This window comes from Ponticaulis koreensis DSM 19734 (assembly GCF_000420665.1).
GTDB classification, from domain to species: domain Bacteria; phylum Pseudomonadota; class Alphaproteobacteria; order Caulobacterales; family Hyphomonadaceae; genus Ponticaulis; species Ponticaulis koreensis.
Genome location: NZ_ATVJ01000001.1, coordinates 2,023,140 through 2,038,423, shown reverse-complemented (window position 1 = coordinate 2,038,423; position 15,284 = coordinate 2,023,140). Strand labels below are relative to the sequence as shown.

Sequence of the window (15,284 nt, the reverse complement as noted above, 5' to 3'; positions counted from 1 at the left end):
ACGCCTCAGCGGAGGTTAGTCCTCGAAAAGATCGCTCCACATAGCTTCACGGCTAACGCGCATCGCTTCAATCACGACTGCGAGCCCCGCGAGGCAAAGAACCATCAGAGGTGCAGCAGGCTGCTGCACCGCATTCACCATCACATCAATCATTTTTCACTCTCTCCCTCGGAGTGTAGACAGAGTAAGGTGAAGGCTCTTAATGAAGGGTATTCAAAGCGAAGATTCAGACGAATAAAATCACTACAAAAGTATCTGATTTTATTCACTTTTTGATAACAAAAACCGGCAGATTTTGCCGGGCAGAACTGACCATTCGGAGGCTAAAATCGCACGTCAAAAAGCTCCCGCATCACGCGCCTGGCAGCGTATGCTCTCAGGTCGCAGACTGGATCTTCTGGACCCGTCTCCGCTGGATATTGAGATCAGCGATATCGCCCACGGCCTCGCTCGCGTAGCGCGATGGAACGGCCAAACGATTGGCGAACATGCATTTTCTGTCGCCCAACACAGCCTTGTCGTGGAAGAAGTCTGCCGCGAGCTATCACCTAAGTTGACGCGCGAAGAATGCATGGTCGCCCTGCTCCATGACAGTCCTGAATATGTCATCGGTGATATGATCTCGCCATTCAAAGCGGTACTGGGCGAAGGTTACCGCACGTTCGAAGACAAGCTTGAACGAGCGATTCACATTCGTTTCGGTCTACCACCTGTTACCGACAAAAAATTGAAAAAGCTGATTAAGAGAGCCGATCACATCAGTGCATGGCTGGAAGCGGTTCAACTGGCGGGGTTCTCCGAAGCCGAGGCTGACGAGATTTTCGGCGCGCCTGAAGTCCATTCCGAGATGCGCCTCACGCCTATGCCTGCCATGGAAGCCCAAGCAAAGTTCGTAGAACGCTTCAAAGCGCTTCAGGCCAGTTAAAAGACGTCATGTGGTTTTGAGAGGCTGAACCAGACTCATCAGGGCAATTCACTGTGAGTCTCGTTTTGCCATATCCGGTCAGTTCAGCCGTGGCTTGCGGCTCCTCACCAGCGATTTTCATGGTGTAGAGACCTGCGCAGATAATCACGAACAGGATAGCAGTTTCTACGGGCTTTCTCATCAGAAGAACCTATTGCTCTGTTTTACATATTTATTTTAGCCTTCCGTTGCGTCAGAAATTACGGCAACGTATCCGGGCATCTGAACTTTGCCTCAGACGCGCTGGGGCGGGTATCCTTCGAACAGGGGAAGACATGACAATCTGGGTCAGTTCGCGCTTCCGAGCGCCGCCGCTTTCAGACGAGATACGCCCCGTAAAAGTGGTGAGCCTTCTCGCCCCATGGGATGAATTCCCCGTCTTTCCTGATTTGAATGACGGCCAGCATTTAAGGCTGGCGTTCGAAGACGTTGAAGCAGATGACGAAACGCCCGATCCGCCAATGCCGGAGCATGTTGAACAGCTAATCGAGTTTGTCAGCGATTGGGATCGTAATGACCCGATCCTCATTCATTGCTGGGCCGGCGTCTCCCGCTCAACCGCATCTGCATTTATTACTGCGTGTCTTTTAAATCCGGATCGCGACGAGTCAGAGATTGCAGACCTGCTGCGCGCGGCCTCACCGACGGCGAAGCCAAACCGACAGCTCGTGACATTTGCGGATTCTCTGCTTGGCCGTAACGGTCGTATGCTCAAGGCCGTCATGACGATGAAGCCGCATACTTACGCCGAAGACGCCGAACCATTCGCCTTGCCCACACAATTCGACGATGTGCGAGGTCACTGGGTATAATGTCTCTGCGGGTCGGCCTCTCTGCAGTTATCGTTGCGGCCATTGATGGCCTGCCACACGTTCTGGCGACACGTGGCGGCGACGAAGACGGGCTGGAAGGTCTCCCCTTTGGTGCGTTCGACCCTGAAGGCCACCGCACGTTTGAAATTGGTCTGAGAGACTGGGTGAGCGCGCAAACCGGCTTTGAACTCGGCTATGTCGAGCAACTCTATACATTTGGCGATCTGGGACGCGAGCTTCCAACAGCGCGCCTTGATAGCGGAAGCCCCGCTGATCGCGTGATTTCTGTCGGCTATATCGCGCTGACACCTGAAGCCACGGAAATTGGCGGCGCGTTCGATGCGGTGTGGCGCAATTGGTATCGCTATTTCCCTTGGGAAGACCATCGCGCAGACAGTGCGCAAGCCATCATCAGCCCACTGTCTGACCAGTTGAAGAAATGGGCGGACAGCGCGGGCAGTCCGGCAGCCAGCCATGACCGGTGGACCCGCGCCAGCATTGCTTTTGGCCTCGACGGCAAACCGTGGATCGAAGAGCGCGTTCTGGAGCGCTACGAGCTCCTTTACGAAGCCGATATCGTACCGGAAGCCTGGCGTGACCGCGCCGAAACCTCGCCCTGCAGCCTTCCCGAACGCGTCACCGGCACGCCGATGCGGTCAGACCACCGCCGCATTCTGGCAACCGGCATGAGCCGCTTAAGAGGCAAAATCAAATATCGCCCGGTTGTCTTTGAATTAATGCAGGAAATGTTCACCCTGTCTGCCTTGCAAGAGACTGTTGAGGGCATTCTGGGTACCAAGCTGCACAAGCAGAACTTCCGCCGCGCGCTTGATAAGACAGGTTTTGTTGAAGGCACTGGCGAGTTTGAAACCGCGACGGGCGGCCGCCCGGCTGAACGCTTCCGTTTCCGCAGAGAAATACTCTCAGAACAGGCAGCTCTTGGCGTTCAAACGCCCAAACAGCGATAAGCCGGACTTTTTCCAATCCGTCTCTATGCACACTGCAGCAAGCCCCGTAACACTCAATATAGACAACCAACACGACTGGCAGGCCAACAAGTGACTAAAACCCGCGCGACACGTTCCGACTTTGTACAATACCGTCACCTGACCACCCGCTGGCAGGATAATGATGTCTACGGTCATATGAACAATGTTGTGTATTACGAGCTGGTGGACAGCGTTGTGAACAGCTGGCTGCGCAATGAAGCAGGCATGCCTGTTCCCGACGGCGATATCGTCGGCCTTGTCGTGCAGTCTGGCTGCACCTACCACGCCAGCCTTGGCTGGCCGGAACCGATTGAGGCCGGTATGGCAGTCGCGCGCGTCGGCAACAGCTCCATCACTTATCTGATCGGCCTTTTTTCTGTTGGCGAGGATGACGCAGCCGCCGAAGCAAGCTTCACGCATGTCTATGTCAACAAAGACACGCGCCGTCCCGTGCCTATTCCGGACAACCTTCGTGCCGCAGCGACCTCGCTCCTCCGCGAAGAGTGACCGGTTAAGCAAAGGCCGAAGCAAAATTTCTCCGCTATCTCGCAGTTGCAGCAAGGAATATGCCCACGCCGCATGGATTTGATTGCGTTTTAGATCGTCCTGCCCTTCGTACCTCTCCCAGATTTGACTTGCCAGCTTCTGCTCTTTGACGTATTTGTGACGCACTGAGTTTTGCTCAATTTGGGCAAAAGGGTATCAATTCCTCCTTTCTCAAGGCCTGTGATCTTGAAAAGGCGTATTTGTCTGCCCATATTATACTCATATTGAGCAAAAGGGGCTTGCCCCTTAAAATCGAAGGAGGGGACTAATGGCCCGAATTATTGATACTGCACCCGGTTGCGACATGCCTGCGCTAACGCGCACGCCAACTGCACTGGAAGCTCGCGGCCTCTCCTATAATGACGAGGTTAAAGCCGCTACGGACCATCTCTATGAAGAGGTGAAGGATTTCATCACTCCGATGGAATGGCCGGGTATTGCCCCGCTCGTACACGGCATCAACAAGCTGAAAACGCAACGTAATGCGGTTATTCTGGCGCACAACTATATGACGCCGGACATCTTCAACCTTGTTGGCGATTTCCGTGGAGATTCTCTCCAGCTGGCGCGCGAAGCGGCCAATGTAGATGCGGAAATCATCGTACAGGCTGGCGTTCACTTCATGGCCGAGACCTCTAAAATTCTCGCGCCGGAGAAGACGGTTCTTATCCCTGACATGGAAGCAGGCTGCTCATTGGCCGAATCCATTACCGGTGCGGATATCCGCCTGATCAAGCAAAAGTACCCCGGCATTCCTGTCGTCACCTATGTGAACACGACTGCGGATGTGAAAGCGGAAACAGACGTTTGCTGTACATCTTCCAACGCGGTTCAGGTTGTTGAACACGTCGCGGCGGAATGGGGTGTGGATAAAGTCATCCTGATCCCGGACAAGTATCTGGCGCGCAACGTAGCTGCGGTCACAGATATCGAGATCATCACATGGGATGGCCGCTGCGAAGTGCACGAGCAGTTCACAGCTGACGATATCCACGCGCTGCGTGATGCACACCCTGGCGTTCTGATTCTTGCGCACCCTGAATGCCCACCAGATGTTCTGGAAGCATCAGACTTCGCGGGCTCTACATCAGCTCTGTCCAACTATGTGTCCGAGCGCAGCCCGAACAAAGTTGTTCTGCTGACCGAGTGCTCCATGAGCGACAATGTCGCGAGTGCCAATCCGGACGTAGAGTTTGTGAAACCATGTAATCTGTGCCCACATATGAAACGGATTACGCTGGAGAACATTTTCGACGCTCTGACCGAGATGAAGCACGAAGTTCTGGTCGACGAAGATGTTCGTGTGCAGGCGAAAAAAGCGATCGATGCTATGCTCGCTCTGCCAAATCCAAAGACTGCACGTCCGTTCGAAACGGGTCTTGCACCAAAGGATATTGAAACGCTGAGCCCTGCATAAGGGCTCGGTTGCCCCGGAGGTCAGTATGAAATCAGTTCCGGCAACGCTCTTTATGATCGCCACATGTCTCTCTGTCGCACAGGCAGAACCGGCGTTCACAGCGCGTTCGGAATTCAATGCTGACATACTTGGAAGCTGGTCATTCTCAACGGACCGGTATGCCAATGGCATTTGCCAGATGACAGGCACTCTCACAGTCTTCTCCGGCCAGACGGACGCCGACGGTCTGGAATGTGAACTGACCGCTGTTGAGGATTGCGGCTTTGGACGGTCTGTTGTTGCCCAGACCTGTCAGATCACGGCGGACAACACAGAGTATCTGCTCGAAAGCGAAATCGTCGAATTTATCGAACGTATGCCCAATGTGATGGGCGTTTATATGCCCGATCATTTCATCATCAGCGACGTTACCGGCGATGAAATGCACGGGCGTCTTGTGTCTGCTTCTACCGCCACAGCGATCTTCGTGCGCGATGAGGGGAATATCTCATGAAACAGCTTGTACTGGCCCTTTCTGTTTGTCTCGCACCAATGCTCTCTGGCGCTGCATTCGCAGAGCAGGCATCCGACGACGTTCCAAACATTAGCGGCGAATGGTCGTTTGAAGCTGATACAGGTGCCGGATGTTCCTTCACCGGATCAGCTCTACTGCTGGGTACGTCAGAGCCGGGCGTCTATGAGTGTGAGCTGACAGCACTTCAGATTTGCGGCTCTGAACAATGGCAGGTCCGCCAGTCCTGCACCGCTATTCGCGAAGACAATATTCTGGAGATCAGCTCCGAAATTGAGGAATACATTCAGGGCTATGATAATGGCGGCTATTTGCCGGACAATTTTCGACTCGCCATCACAAGCTCTGACCTGATGCAGGGCTATCTGATGTCCTGGGGTTTCCACATTGCCGAATTCCGGCGCTCAATCGGGGCTATTTCCTGATCTCATGACAACCAATTTCTCTAAGGGCTGCGTCACGAAATGAGTGATCGCACTGATATCCTGATCGTGGGCGCCGGGCTTGCGGGCCTGTTTCTTGCCCTGCGTCTTGCACCGCGAAAATGCACAGTTATCTGCCCTGCTCCCGTGGGCCAGGCGTCCTCCTCGACGTGGGCACAAGGTGGCCTGGCAGCAGCGCTCGCGCCGGATGATTCTCCGGAAGAACATGCGCGCGACACCGTTCTGGCAGGCGACGGTCTTGTCGATCCGGTCACCGCACAACTCATTGCCGAAGCTGGCCCGCTGCGCGTACGTGACCTGATAGAACTTGGCGTACCATTTGACCGGACGGCGGAAGGCGCACTCGCCTTGTCGCTTGAGGCCGCTCACAGCAAGGCACGCGTTGCCCGTGTGGCAGGTGATCTGGCAGGCCGCGCCATTATGGAAGCGCTTTCAGAAGCGGCCGCGGCAGCCGAGCATATCGAAATCATCGACGGGCTTAAGGCGATTGGCCTGCTGTCAGGCAGCAAGAAGAATGTGGCTGGCGTTCTTGTGCGCGATAGCGCCGGAGAAGTCTCTCCGATCTACGCCAGAGAAACCGTCTTCTGTACGGGCGGCTCAGGCGGACTGTTCCGCATCACGACCAATCCGCGTGAATCTCGCGGTGACGCCGTGGCCATGGCCTACGAAGCAGGCGCCCTCGTCGCTGATCTGGAGTTCGTACAATTCCACCCGACGGCGATCGACATTGACCGCGACCCTGCCCCGCTTGCCACCGAAGCGCTGCGCGGCGAAGGCGCAAAACTGATCAATAAAGACGGTACGCTCTTCATGCCGCGTCACGACCCCATGGGCGAACTTGCGCCACGTGACCGGGTCGCGCGCGCTGTCCACATCGAAGCACTGTCGGACGGAAAAGCCTTTCTAGATACGCGCGATGCCATTGGTGATGAAATCGAAGAGCATTTCCCGACCGTCTATTCTACCTGCATGTCAGCCGGCATCGACCCACGCATTGATCCGATCCCAGTCGCGCCTGCAGCGCACTATCATATGGGCGGCATTGTCACTGACCTGTGGGGACGCACCAGTTTAAAAGGCCTATCAGCCTGTGGCGAGTGCACTTCCACAGGCGCGCATGGCGCAAACCGCCTCGCCTCCAACTCCCTTCTTGAAGCGGTCGTCTATGCTGCGCGTATTGCTGACCGGCTTAAAGGAAGCGATCTGCCAGAGCTTGACGACACCGCCAAAGGCATCTCGCCACCTGATCTGGACGATGCGACACTGCAAACGCTCCGGGCTCGTATGGCGGCCGAATGCGGCGTCGTGCGCGATGGCAAGGGCCTCGCAGCGCTGCTTGATTGGATCATTGAGCAAGCCGAAGAATTTCCGGCAGGGCTCGTGCCGCGCGCACTCGTGGTCAGCGAACTAATCGTCCGCTCTGCACTGCGACGTGAAGAGAGCCGCGGCGGACATTTCCGGTCCGATTTCCCGGACACATCAGATACGCCGAAGCGGACCTTTCTCTATAAAGGACAGGCCGGACCTGTTTTCATCGATCCGCCGACCAGCAACGCTTAGAGGAGACAGAGTTTGACCTCATTCATCCCACCCCTTCCCGATATCGTTCTGGAACCGATTGTCCGCCTCGCGCTGAGCGAGGATCTGGGCCGCGCGGGAGACCTGACGACAGATGCAACGATCCCGCCTGATACGACAATGGCCGTGAACATTGTGGGCCGTAAGGATGGCGTGATCGCAGGTCTTGATGCCGCCAGCCTTGCTCTACGCATGATCGATACGTCTGTCTCTCTGGACATCGAAACGCCCGATGGCGCAGCGGTAGCGCCCGGTCAGGTCGTTGCGAGACTGAACGGCTCTGCCCGTTCTATTCTGACCGCAGAACGCACCATGCTGAACTTTATGGGACGTCTTTCCGGCATTGCCACACTCACCCGCGAGTTTGTCTCCCGCATTGAAGGCTCTGACGCCAAAATCGTTTGCACGCGCAAAACCACGCCTGGTCACCGCGCCGTTGAAAAACGCGCCGTGCGTTGCGGCGGCGGCACAAGCCATCGCTACGGTCTCGACGACGCGATCATGATCAAGGACAATCATATCGCGGCGTGCGGCAGCATTACCGAAGCTCTGAAACGTGCGCTGGACTATGCCGGCCATCTGCGCATGGTCGAAATCGAAGTCGATACGCTCGACCAGCTTGAAGAGATCATCCCTCTCAAGCCACACGCGGTGCTTCTGGATAATATGTCCTGCGACAATCTTCGCGAGGCGGTCCGCATGGTTGGTGGAGCTTTCACTACTGAAGCTTCTGGCGGAGTGAATCTCGACACTGTCGCTGAAATCGCTTCCACAGGCGTTGATTTCATATCGGTTGGCGCGCTGACGCACTCTGCGCTGAACCTGGACCTCGGCATGGATGCCGCCTGATAAGGCTTTTCAAAAAAGCTGATTGCAAAGCCCGCAGAGCACCTTAACCTGTTCACTCAAAAAAGGGGATGGAACGAACATATGAGTGAAGCTCGGGGACGCAAAAGCATCTTCATCACCGGCGCCGCATCAGGTATTGGCGCCGAGACAGCACGCTTCTTTGCAAAAAAGGGCTGGTTCGTTGGTCTTTACGACATTGACGAGCGCGGCCTCGAAGACATTTCCGACGAAATTGGCAAACAGAACTCTCTCAGCGGCGTTCTGGACGTGCGCGACCGTGACGCGTGGAATGCCGCTATGCGAAACTTCGGCGAAGCCACAGAGCGTCAGATGAGTGTGCTATTCAACAATGCCGGTATCGGTAGCTTTGGCTGGATGGAGACGATCGCACCGGAAGAATCCGACCGTATGATCGATGTGAACCTGAAAGGCGTCGTCAATGGCGTCTATGCCTCCCTGCCCTATCTGAAAGAAACCCGCGGCGCCCGTATCATCAATACAGCGTCCACAGCAGGCATTGCAGGTTCTCCGCAGCTGGCAGTGTATTCCGCCACTAAATTTGCTGTCCGCGGGCTCACAGAAGCTCTGGATCACGAATTTTCCGATTTTGACGTAAAGGTCTGCTGCCTGCTGCCATGGTTCGTCGACACACCGATTCTGGATAGCGCAGGCCAGGAAGGCGCGAACCGCTTCATGAAAGACGAGCTGCTTGCCAGCGGTTTGAACGTTTACCCCGTTTCCATGGCGGCAGAAAAAGTCTGGGAAGCGGCCCACGGCAAACAGATGCACTATCTTGTCGGCAAAGATGCAGAACGCGCGCGCTTCGCGAAGCGTTTCTTCCCCGGCATACTGCAAAAGCGCATCGCGCGCTCTATGCCCAAAAGAGAAAGCTGACCGCGGCAGGCCGGGTCAGCTTTCAGAAGATTTTATTTTCAGATCAGGTGATCAGGTAGAACGCTCATTGCGCTCACGAACCTCTGCCCATTCACGACCGCGTGGGAAACGGTAGAAAATGTGTGTGCCGATCGTTTTGGTGTGAACCAGGTGACGGTTCCAGACCGGATCAACATAGTCTGTGTGATAGTGGGTCGCAGAACCTGTCAGAGGCTGGTTGAGCTCCATCATGACGTGAGATGCCACATCCTGCGCACGGCGCCACAGACGACCACGTGCAGGGTGACGATCCATTGCTCCATCACACGTGAAGCTGAACTGACAGCCCGTGCTGCGCTCAGAACCTTGGAACACAACCTCACATACGGAGTTAGGATAGCGGTGATCGCGAACACGGTTCACGATAACTTCTGCTACGGCGATCTGACCAAGGATCGGTTCAGAGCGTGCTTCGTAGTAGATCGCAGTGGACAGGCACTCATGCTCTTGTTGTGTCTGTTCCGCCATCTCGAGGTGAGACGGGTCGAAAGACGCATACGTCTCGAGAGCAGCCATATCGCGATAGCGCTGGCTGTAGCGGTCTGTTGCGGCACCAGGTGCACGATTGAGCGCATACTCAACGGTGCGAATCCATTCGGTGTCGAGGACAGCAGAATCGGAATCGGCCTCAACAGGCGCACGTGTTTCGATACGTGAAGCAAGATAGCGTGCATCCTCACGGAATTCTGCACGTTGTGTTTCGGTCTCAACGCGGCCAGCCAGAGTCGGGAGCGCAATCGCAGCCGTCACTGCGCAAGCGGAAATAGCGATTCCGCGCGCAAGCGTAGAGCGTTGCTCTCGATCAGACATAGTTGACCACCATGACGTCACTCGGCCCCAAGGCGACCGCTGACGTAATCCCTTACGGGAAGAAGTCTTAAATAAGGTTAACATTTAAGTTATAACCCCAGCTAATCTTTAACCCGTCTTAATGTTTTATTCTGTTCAGACGGGTGGACTGACAATTACAAAACTGGTGCCAGTCGCCTCCAAAGTCAGGTGTAGATATCCATTTTCCTCGCTTTTGCAAGATATTAGGAGTCGCACCTCATTAACATCACGAAATGTTCACGTGTTTATCATCTGTATCGGCCAAGACCAGCTGGCGAATACTAGGCCAATACATTCGTCATAACTTGACGAAAAAATCCCATAAAATTCCATGAATTCAGTTGGCTACGGCGGCATGATTTTCGCCCGTCGAGCGAAGCCATGTGCAAGCTCAGCATCCCCACCAGGGACCTGATGCAAAAACGGCGCACTGTAAAAAATTACCGTGCGCCGCTGTTTTTGAAGTCTGAAACGACCCGAAATCTACGATTTCAGGACCGCGTGAGCCGCTGCGAGTCGCGCAATTGGCACACGGTAAGGTGAGCAGGACACATAATTCAGCCCAGCATTGTGGCAGAAGATGACAGACGCAGGGTCGCCGCCATGCTCGCCGCAGATACCAAGCTTGATATCAGGACGTGTCGCTTTGCCACGCTCCACACCGATCTTGACCAATTCGCCGACGCCTTCCTGATCCAGTGTCACGAACGGGTCTTTCTCATAGATGCCCTTGTCTTCGTAAGCTGTGAGGAAGCGACCAGCATCGTCACGGCTGATGCCGAGCGCAGTCTGTGTGAGGTCATTCGTGCCGAATGAGAAGAACTCTGCGTCTTCAGCGATCTCGCCGGCTTTGAGGGCTGCACGTGGCAGCTCGATCATTGTACCAACGAGGTAATCAACCGATGCTCCTGCCGCAGCGAAGACTTCCTTCGCCATCGCATCAACACGGTCTTTCAGGATTGAAAGCTCTTTCCTAGTTGCAACCAGCGGGATCATGATCTCAGGAACCGGCTTGAAGCTGGTCTCTTTCGCGACCTGCAGGGCCGCTTCAAAGATCGCACGCGCCTGCATCTCGTAAATCTCAGGATATGTGATGCCGAGACGGCAACCACGGTGACCCAGCATCGGGTTGGATTCAGAAAGCTCTTCTGCGCGTGCTTTCAGGTCTTCAGCATCGAGGCCGGTACCTTTGGCTACTTCTGCAATGTCTTCATCCGTGTGCGGGAGGAATTCGTGCAAAGGCGGGTCAAGCAGTCGGATCGTGCAAGGACGATCCTCCATGATAGAGAAAATTTCCACAAAGTCTTCACGCTGGAACGGGAGAAGCTTCGCAAGCGCTTCCTTACGGCCAGCCGTGTCTGACGCCAGGATCATCGCACGTACGACAGGAATACGCTCGGCGTCGAAGAACATGTGCTCAGTACGGCAGAGGCCAATGCCTTCTGCGCCGAATGATTTCGCTGTGCGGACGTCTTCAGGCGTTTCAGCGTTTGTGCGGACTTTCAGCGTGCGAACACGGTCTGCCCATTCCATCAGCTGACCGAAGTCACCTGAAAGGTCCGGCTCGATCATATCGACTTCGCCCATCAGAACCTGACCGGCGGCACCATCAACCGTGATGACATCGCCTTCGCGCACTTCACGGCCGAATACGCGGAAGACGCCTTCGGCTTCTTTGATCTGCATTTCGCCTGCGCCACACACACATGGACGGCCCATGCCACGCGCAACAACAGCGGCGTGAGATGTCATACCGCCGCGAGACGTAACAATCGCCTGCGCCGCGTGCATGCCGTGAATGTCTTCAGGGCTGGTTTCCTGGCGAACAAGAATAACCTTCTGACCGTCAGCGGCCATTTCAGCCGCCTTGTCAGACGAGAACACAACCTTACCAACCGCCGCGCCCGGAGAGGCCGGAAGGCCCTGAACGAGCATATCGCGTGTCGCGTTCGGAGAAATTGTCGGGTGAAGAAGCTGGTCGAGCTGAGCTGGCTCAAGGCGCAGAACGGCTTCCTTCTCGGTGATGAGGCCTTCAGCAGCCATATCGACAGCGATCTTCAGCGCCGCACCAGCCGTACGCTTACCGTTACGGGTTTGCAGCATGTAGAGAATGTTGTTCTCAACCGTGAACTCGATGTCCTGCATGTCGCGGTAATGGCTTTCGAGCGTCTGTGCGACTTCGATCAGCTGATTGTAAACCGCTGGCATTTCTTCTTCGAGCGAGACGAGATCGGAGTTGATCTTCTCGGCGCGTGCTTTGGAGATCGGCGCTGGTGTACGAATGCCCGCAACAACGTCTTCGCCCTGCGCGTTCACGAGGAACTCACCATAGAACATGTTTTCGCCGGTAGACGGGTCACGTGTGAACGCAACGCCAGTCGCAGACGTATCGCCCATGTTGCCGAACACCATGGACTGAACGTTCACCGCCGTACCCCATTCCTGCGGAATGTCGTTCAGCTTGCGATACAGAATCGCGCGATCGTTCATCCATGAACCGAATACAGCAGAGACAGCGCCCCAGAGCTGCTCCATCGGATCTTCCGGGAACGGCTTGTCAGAGAGTTTTGCCACAGCAGCCTTGTACTGCTTGATGACATCCATCCAGTCTTCAGCAGAGAGCTGCGTATCGACGTCGAATTCGTTCTGCTCTTTATACGTGTCGAGAATGTGCTCGAACTCGTGGTGCGGGAGGTCCAGAACAACGTTAGAGTACATCTGGATGAAGCGGCGATAGCTGTCGAATGCGAAACGGCGGTCGCCGGACAGTTCAGCCAGACCTTCAGCCGTCTTGTCGTTCAGGCCAAGGTTCAAAACGGTGTCCATCATGCCAGGCATAGAGGCACGCGCACCGGAGCGGACAGACACGAGAAGCGGGTTAGACGCTTCACCGAATTTCTTACCGGTTTTTTCTTCCAGATCGGTCAGTGCAGCTTCAACCTGCCCTGCCAGCGTGTCCGGATATTTCTCGCCGAGTTTGTAGTACTCTGTGCAGACTTCTGTGGTGATTGTGAAACCAGGAGGCACTGGCAGGCCGAGCTTCGCCATTTCAGCGAGGTTGGCGCCTTTACCACCAAGCAGGTTTTTCATGCTCGCTTCGCCGTCTGAATCACCGCCACCGAAGGCGTAGACCCAACGAACGTCTGTAACCTGTTCTGCAAGCTTACTCATAAAACTCGTCCCCTAACCTTCTATTTTTGTGAAGTCCGCTACTTGGCCAAGCACGGATCTGATTTGTGAAAGCAGATACAGCCTGTTTTGCCGCACTGCAACAACCTCTGCATTCACTGTGACATGGTCGAAAAATGCATCGATTGGTCCACGTAAACTACTCAAAACACCCATTGCCGCTTCAAAGTCTTCTGCCATAAGGGCAGCCCCGGCTTTAGTTTCGCCATCCTGAAGCGCGGCGAACAAGTCTTTTTCCTGTTTTTCGTAGAGTTTTTCCGGATCGACTATTCCTTGATAGCTGGTGCCGTCTTTTTTCTCTTCTGCTTTCAAAATGTTCGCGGCTCGCTTGAATCCGGCAAGCAAGTTCGCGCCATCATCACTGCTGAGGAAAGACTGAAGCGCATCAACACGGTTGGTGATCGCTACAAGGTCATCTTCGCCAAGCGCGAATACAGCGTCGATCAGATCATGACGTTTGCCCTGATCGCGCAGATATTGTTTGAGACGGTCCGCGAAGAAGGAGAGGAGGTCGGCTTGAACAGCTTGATCGTGCTCTATAATTCGAACGGCTCGCCCCCCGCCAAAGAATTTAGGAGGGGAATTGTCTTTGGTTGGGACGGCTTGAGTTCCCGGAGCAGTCGACCGTTCCCATCCAGCGAACGTAGCGAATATTGCAGAGTTTATACCCAGCCGAACATTATTTTCCAAAACGATCCGCACAACACCGAGCGCCGCACGGCGAAGCGCGAACGGGTCTTTAGAGCCGGTTGGCTTTTCATCAATTGCCCAGAAGCCAACCAGCGTATCGAGCTTATCAGCCAAGGCCACGGCAATCGAGACGGGCTCAGACGGTACAGCATCTGATGGCCCTTGCGGCTTATAGTGGTCCCGTATCGCGTCAGCGACAACCTTCGGCTCGCCCTGCTTTTGCGCATAGTACCGGCCCATCACGCCCTGAAGCTCAGGGAATTCATAGACCATCTCAGACACAAGGTCAGATTTGGAGAGACGCGCAGCACGTTCAGCCAGAGCCGGATCAGCGCCTACCTTCGGCGCAAGCTCACGGGCCAGGTCAGCGACGCGCTCCACCTTGTCGGCAATCGTGCCGAGCTCTTTCTTGAAATCGATGGTTTTGAGCTTCTCGCCCATCTCTTCAAGCGGCGTCGCAAGGTCGTTATCCCAGAAGAAACGGCCATCATTCAGACGTGCTGAAAGAACGCGGGAATTGCCCTCAGCAATCTTTTTGCCGCCATCCTTTGCAGAGATGTTTGCCACCACGACAAAATTCGGCGCGAGGCCGCCCGTTTTCGGGTCACGTACCGCGAAGTATTTCTGGTGCACGCGCATAGAAAGTTGGATGACTTCCTCAGGCAGATCGAGGAAAGCAGGGTCCATCTCACCGAGCAGAACCACAGGCCATTCAGCAAGGCCGGTCACCTCTTCCAGAAGACCGATATCCTCAACGAGTTCGAGACCGGCATCAGCGCAAACCTTTTGCGCGTCAGCGTGAATTTTGGAACGGCGCGCCTCGCGGGAGAGCATGACATGCCCCTCGCCTTCAAGCGCAGCCTTATAGCTATCAGCGTCTGTTACCGCGAATGGGCCGCGGCCATGCACACGGTGACCTTCGGTTTCATTACCTGAAGCGAGACCGTCCACTTCAAACGGAACCACGTTACCATCGAACACGCAGACAATGCGCTGCAGCGGACGCACCCAGCGCAGATCGCCAGTGCCCCAGCGCATGGATTTCGGCCAGTGGAAGCCACGAATGACGGACGGAACGATCTCGGCGATAATGTCGGTCGCCTCACGGCCCGGCGTCTCGATCACAGCGACGTAAAAATCACCCTTTTTCGGGTCGGACTTGATCTCAGCCTGATCGATAGATGTGAGGCCTGCGCCACGCATAAAGCCCTCTACGGCTTTCTCCGGCGCGCCGACTTTCGGGCCTTTACGTTCTTCACGCACGTCAGCGGATTTCTCATCCAGATCATTGACGATCACTGTCAGCCGACGCGGACCACCCAGCGTCTCAACAGAGCCGAATTCCAGCCCTGCACCAGACAGCTCTTTTTTGATCGCCTCCCCCAGATCGGACTCGGCTTTCGCCTGCATACGGGCCGGGATTTCTTCACAAAAGAGTTCGAGCAAAAGCTGGGGCATAGAAACACGTTTCAGCTGGATGGATTTGCACTCGGATTAGCGCCTCAAGAGAGAAATGCAATGCATAGAATGGA

The 15,284-nt window shown here is 55.2% G+C and carries 15 protein-coding genes; 10 read left to right on the top strand and 5 right to left on the bottom strand.

Annotated elements, in window-relative coordinates; genetic code table 11:
- Nucleotides 1-15: 15 nt before the first annotated feature.
- Nucleotides 16-153 carry a hypothetical protein gene (locus tag G523_RS21135; protein ID WP_022694995.1) on the bottom strand — a complete coding sequence of 46 codons (138 nt, stop codon included), beginning with the start codon at nt 151-153 and terminating at the stop codon, nt 16-18.
- Between the two features lie 217 nt (nt 154-370).
- Here G523_RS21135 and G523_RS0110370 point away from each other — a divergent pair, with 217 nt between their 5' ends.
- Nucleotides 371-925 (top strand): YfbR-like 5'-deoxynucleotidase, encoded by a 555-nt coding sequence (locus G523_RS0110370; RefSeq protein WP_027441628.1) that lies wholly within the window; start codon nt 371-373, stop codon nt 923-925.
- Here the strand turns inward: G523_RS0110370 and G523_RS0110365 are convergent.
- Nucleotides 903-1,106, bottom strand: coding sequence for a hypothetical protein (locus G523_RS0110365; RefSeq protein WP_022694993.1), 204 nt, complete (start codon nt 1,104-1,106; stop codon nt 903-905). The two genes, G523_RS0110370 and G523_RS0110365, sit on opposite strands and share 23 nt — an antisense overlap.
- Nucleotides 1,107-1,239: 133 nt before the next feature.
- On the opposite strand from G523_RS0110365, the gene G523_RS18980 reads away from it, so the two are divergent.
- The 9 genes from G523_RS18980 (at nt 1,240) to G523_RS0110320 (ending at nt 9,003) form a co-directional block, all read left to right on the top strand.
- Complete coding sequence (locus tag G523_RS18980; RefSeq protein ID WP_022694992.1) at nt 1,240-1,776, top strand: tyrosine phosphatase family protein; 537 nt, start codon at nt 1,240-1,242, stop codon at nt 1,774-1,776.
- The gene (locus G523_RS0110355) at nt 1,776-2,744 is read left to right on the top strand and encodes an NUDIX hydrolase (RefSeq protein ID WP_022694991.1); all 969 of its coding nucleotides are present in this window, start codon (nt 1,776-1,778) and stop codon (nt 2,742-2,744) included. Before G523_RS18980 ends, G523_RS0110355 begins: the two co-directional genes overlap by 1 nt.
- 90 nt (nt 2,745-2,834) lie before the next feature.
- Nucleotides 2,835-3,272, top strand: coding sequence for an acyl-CoA thioesterase (locus tag G523_RS0110350; protein WP_022694990.1), 438 nt, complete (start codon nt 2,835-2,837; stop codon nt 3,270-3,272).
- A 307-nt stretch (nt 3,273-3,579) separates the two neighbouring features.
- On the top strand, nt 3,580-4,728 hold the full coding sequence (nadA, locus tag G523_RS0110345; RefSeq protein WP_022694989.1) for a quinolinate synthase NadA: 1,149 nt from the start codon (nt 3,580-3,582) through the stop codon (nt 4,726-4,728).
- A 25-nt stretch (nt 4,729-4,753) separates the two neighbouring features.
- Nucleotides 4,754-5,221: a hypothetical protein gene (locus G523_RS0110340; RefSeq protein WP_022694988.1), complete on the top strand. Its 468-nt coding sequence runs from the start codon at nt 4,754-4,756 to the stop codon at nt 5,219-5,221.
- On the top strand, nt 5,218-5,664 hold the full coding sequence (locus G523_RS20375; RefSeq protein ID WP_022694987.1) for a hypothetical protein: 447 nt from the start codon (nt 5,218-5,220) through the stop codon (nt 5,662-5,664). The genes G523_RS0110340 and G523_RS20375 overlap by 4 nt, the downstream gene beginning before the upstream one ends.
- Nucleotides 5,665-5,703: 39 nt before the next feature.
- Nucleotides 5,704-7,242 (top strand): L-aspartate oxidase, encoded by a 1,539-nt coding sequence (locus G523_RS18970; protein ID WP_022694986.1) that lies wholly within the window; start codon nt 5,704-5,706, stop codon nt 7,240-7,242.
- 12 nt (nt 7,243-7,254) lie between these two features.
- Entirely contained in the window at nt 7,255-8,109 is an 855-nt protein-coding gene (gene nadC / locus G523_RS0110325; protein WP_022694985.1) for a carboxylating nicotinate-nucleotide diphosphorylase, read from the top strand.
- An 81-nt stretch (nt 8,110-8,190) separates the two neighbouring features.
- A complete protein-coding gene (locus G523_RS0110320; RefSeq protein ID WP_022694984.1) occupies nt 8,191-9,003 on the top strand; it encodes an SDR family oxidoreductase in 813 nt (270 codons plus the stop codon).
- Between the two features lie 51 nt (nt 9,004-9,054).
- Here the strand turns inward: G523_RS0110320 and G523_RS20370 are convergent, their stop codons facing one another.
- From G523_RS20370 to glyS, 3 genes are all read right to left on the bottom strand, one after another.
- Complete coding sequence (locus G523_RS20370; RefSeq protein ID WP_051134771.1) at nt 9,055-9,852, bottom strand: cell wall hydrolase; 798 nt, start codon at nt 9,850-9,852, stop codon at nt 9,055-9,057.
- Nucleotides 9,853-10,356: 504 nt separating this feature from the next.
- Nucleotides 10,357-13,044, bottom strand: coding sequence for a pyruvate, phosphate dikinase (gene ppdK, locus G523_RS0110310; RefSeq protein ID WP_022694983.1), 2,688 nt, complete (start codon nt 13,042-13,044; stop codon nt 10,357-10,359).
- A gap of 12 nt (nt 13,045-13,056) precedes the next feature.
- Nucleotides 13,057-15,210, bottom strand: coding sequence for a glycine--tRNA ligase subunit beta (gene glyS, locus G523_RS0110305; protein ID WP_022694982.1), 2,154 nt, complete (start codon nt 15,208-15,210; stop codon nt 13,057-13,059).
- Between the last annotated feature and the right edge of the window lie 74 nt (nt 15,211-15,284).

Coding starts and splice junctions, on each gene's coding strand:
- G523_RS21135 (WP_022694995.1), bottom strand. CDS start 153: ATGATTGATGTGATGGTGAATGCGGTGCAGCAGCCTGCTGCACCTCTG.
- G523_RS0110370 (WP_027441628.1), top strand. CDS start 371: ATGCTCTCAGGTCGCAGACTGGATCTTCTGGACCCGTCTCCGCTGGAT.
- G523_RS0110365 (WP_022694993.1), bottom strand. CDS start 1,106: ATGAGAAAGCCCGTAGAAACTGCTATCCTGTTCGTGATTATCTGCGCA.
- G523_RS18980 (WP_022694992.1), top strand. CDS start 1,240: ATGACAATCTGGGTCAGTTCGCGCTTCCGAGCGCCGCCGCTTTCAGAC.
- G523_RS0110355 (WP_022694991.1), top strand. CDS start 1,776: ATGTCTCTGCGGGTCGGCCTCTCTGCAGTTATCGTTGCGGCCATTGAT.
- nadA (WP_022694989.1), top strand. CDS start 3,580: ATGGCCCGAATTATTGATACTGCACCCGGTTGCGACATGCCTGCGCTA.
- G523_RS0110340 (WP_022694988.1), top strand. CDS start 4,754: ATGAAATCAGTTCCGGCAACGCTCTTTATGATCGCCACATGTCTCTCT.
- G523_RS20375 (WP_022694987.1), top strand. CDS start 5,218: ATGAAACAGCTTGTACTGGCCCTTTCTGTTTGTCTCGCACCAATGCTC.
- G523_RS18970 (WP_022694986.1), top strand. CDS start 5,704: ATGAGTGATCGCACTGATATCCTGATCGTGGGCGCCGGGCTTGCGGGC.
- G523_RS0110320 (WP_022694984.1), top strand. CDS start 8,191: ATGAGTGAAGCTCGGGGACGCAAAAGCATCTTCATCACCGGCGCCGCA.
- G523_RS20370 (WP_051134771.1), bottom strand. CDS start 9,852: ATGTCTGATCGAGAGCAACGCTCTACGCTTGCGCGCGGAATCGCTATT.
- ppdK (WP_022694983.1), bottom strand. CDS start 13,044: ATGAGTAAGCTTGCAGAACAGGTTACAGACGTTCGTTGGGTCTACGCC.
- glyS (WP_022694982.1), bottom strand. CDS start 15,210: ATGCCCCAGCTTTTGCTCGAACTCTTTTGTGAAGAAATCCCGGCCCGT.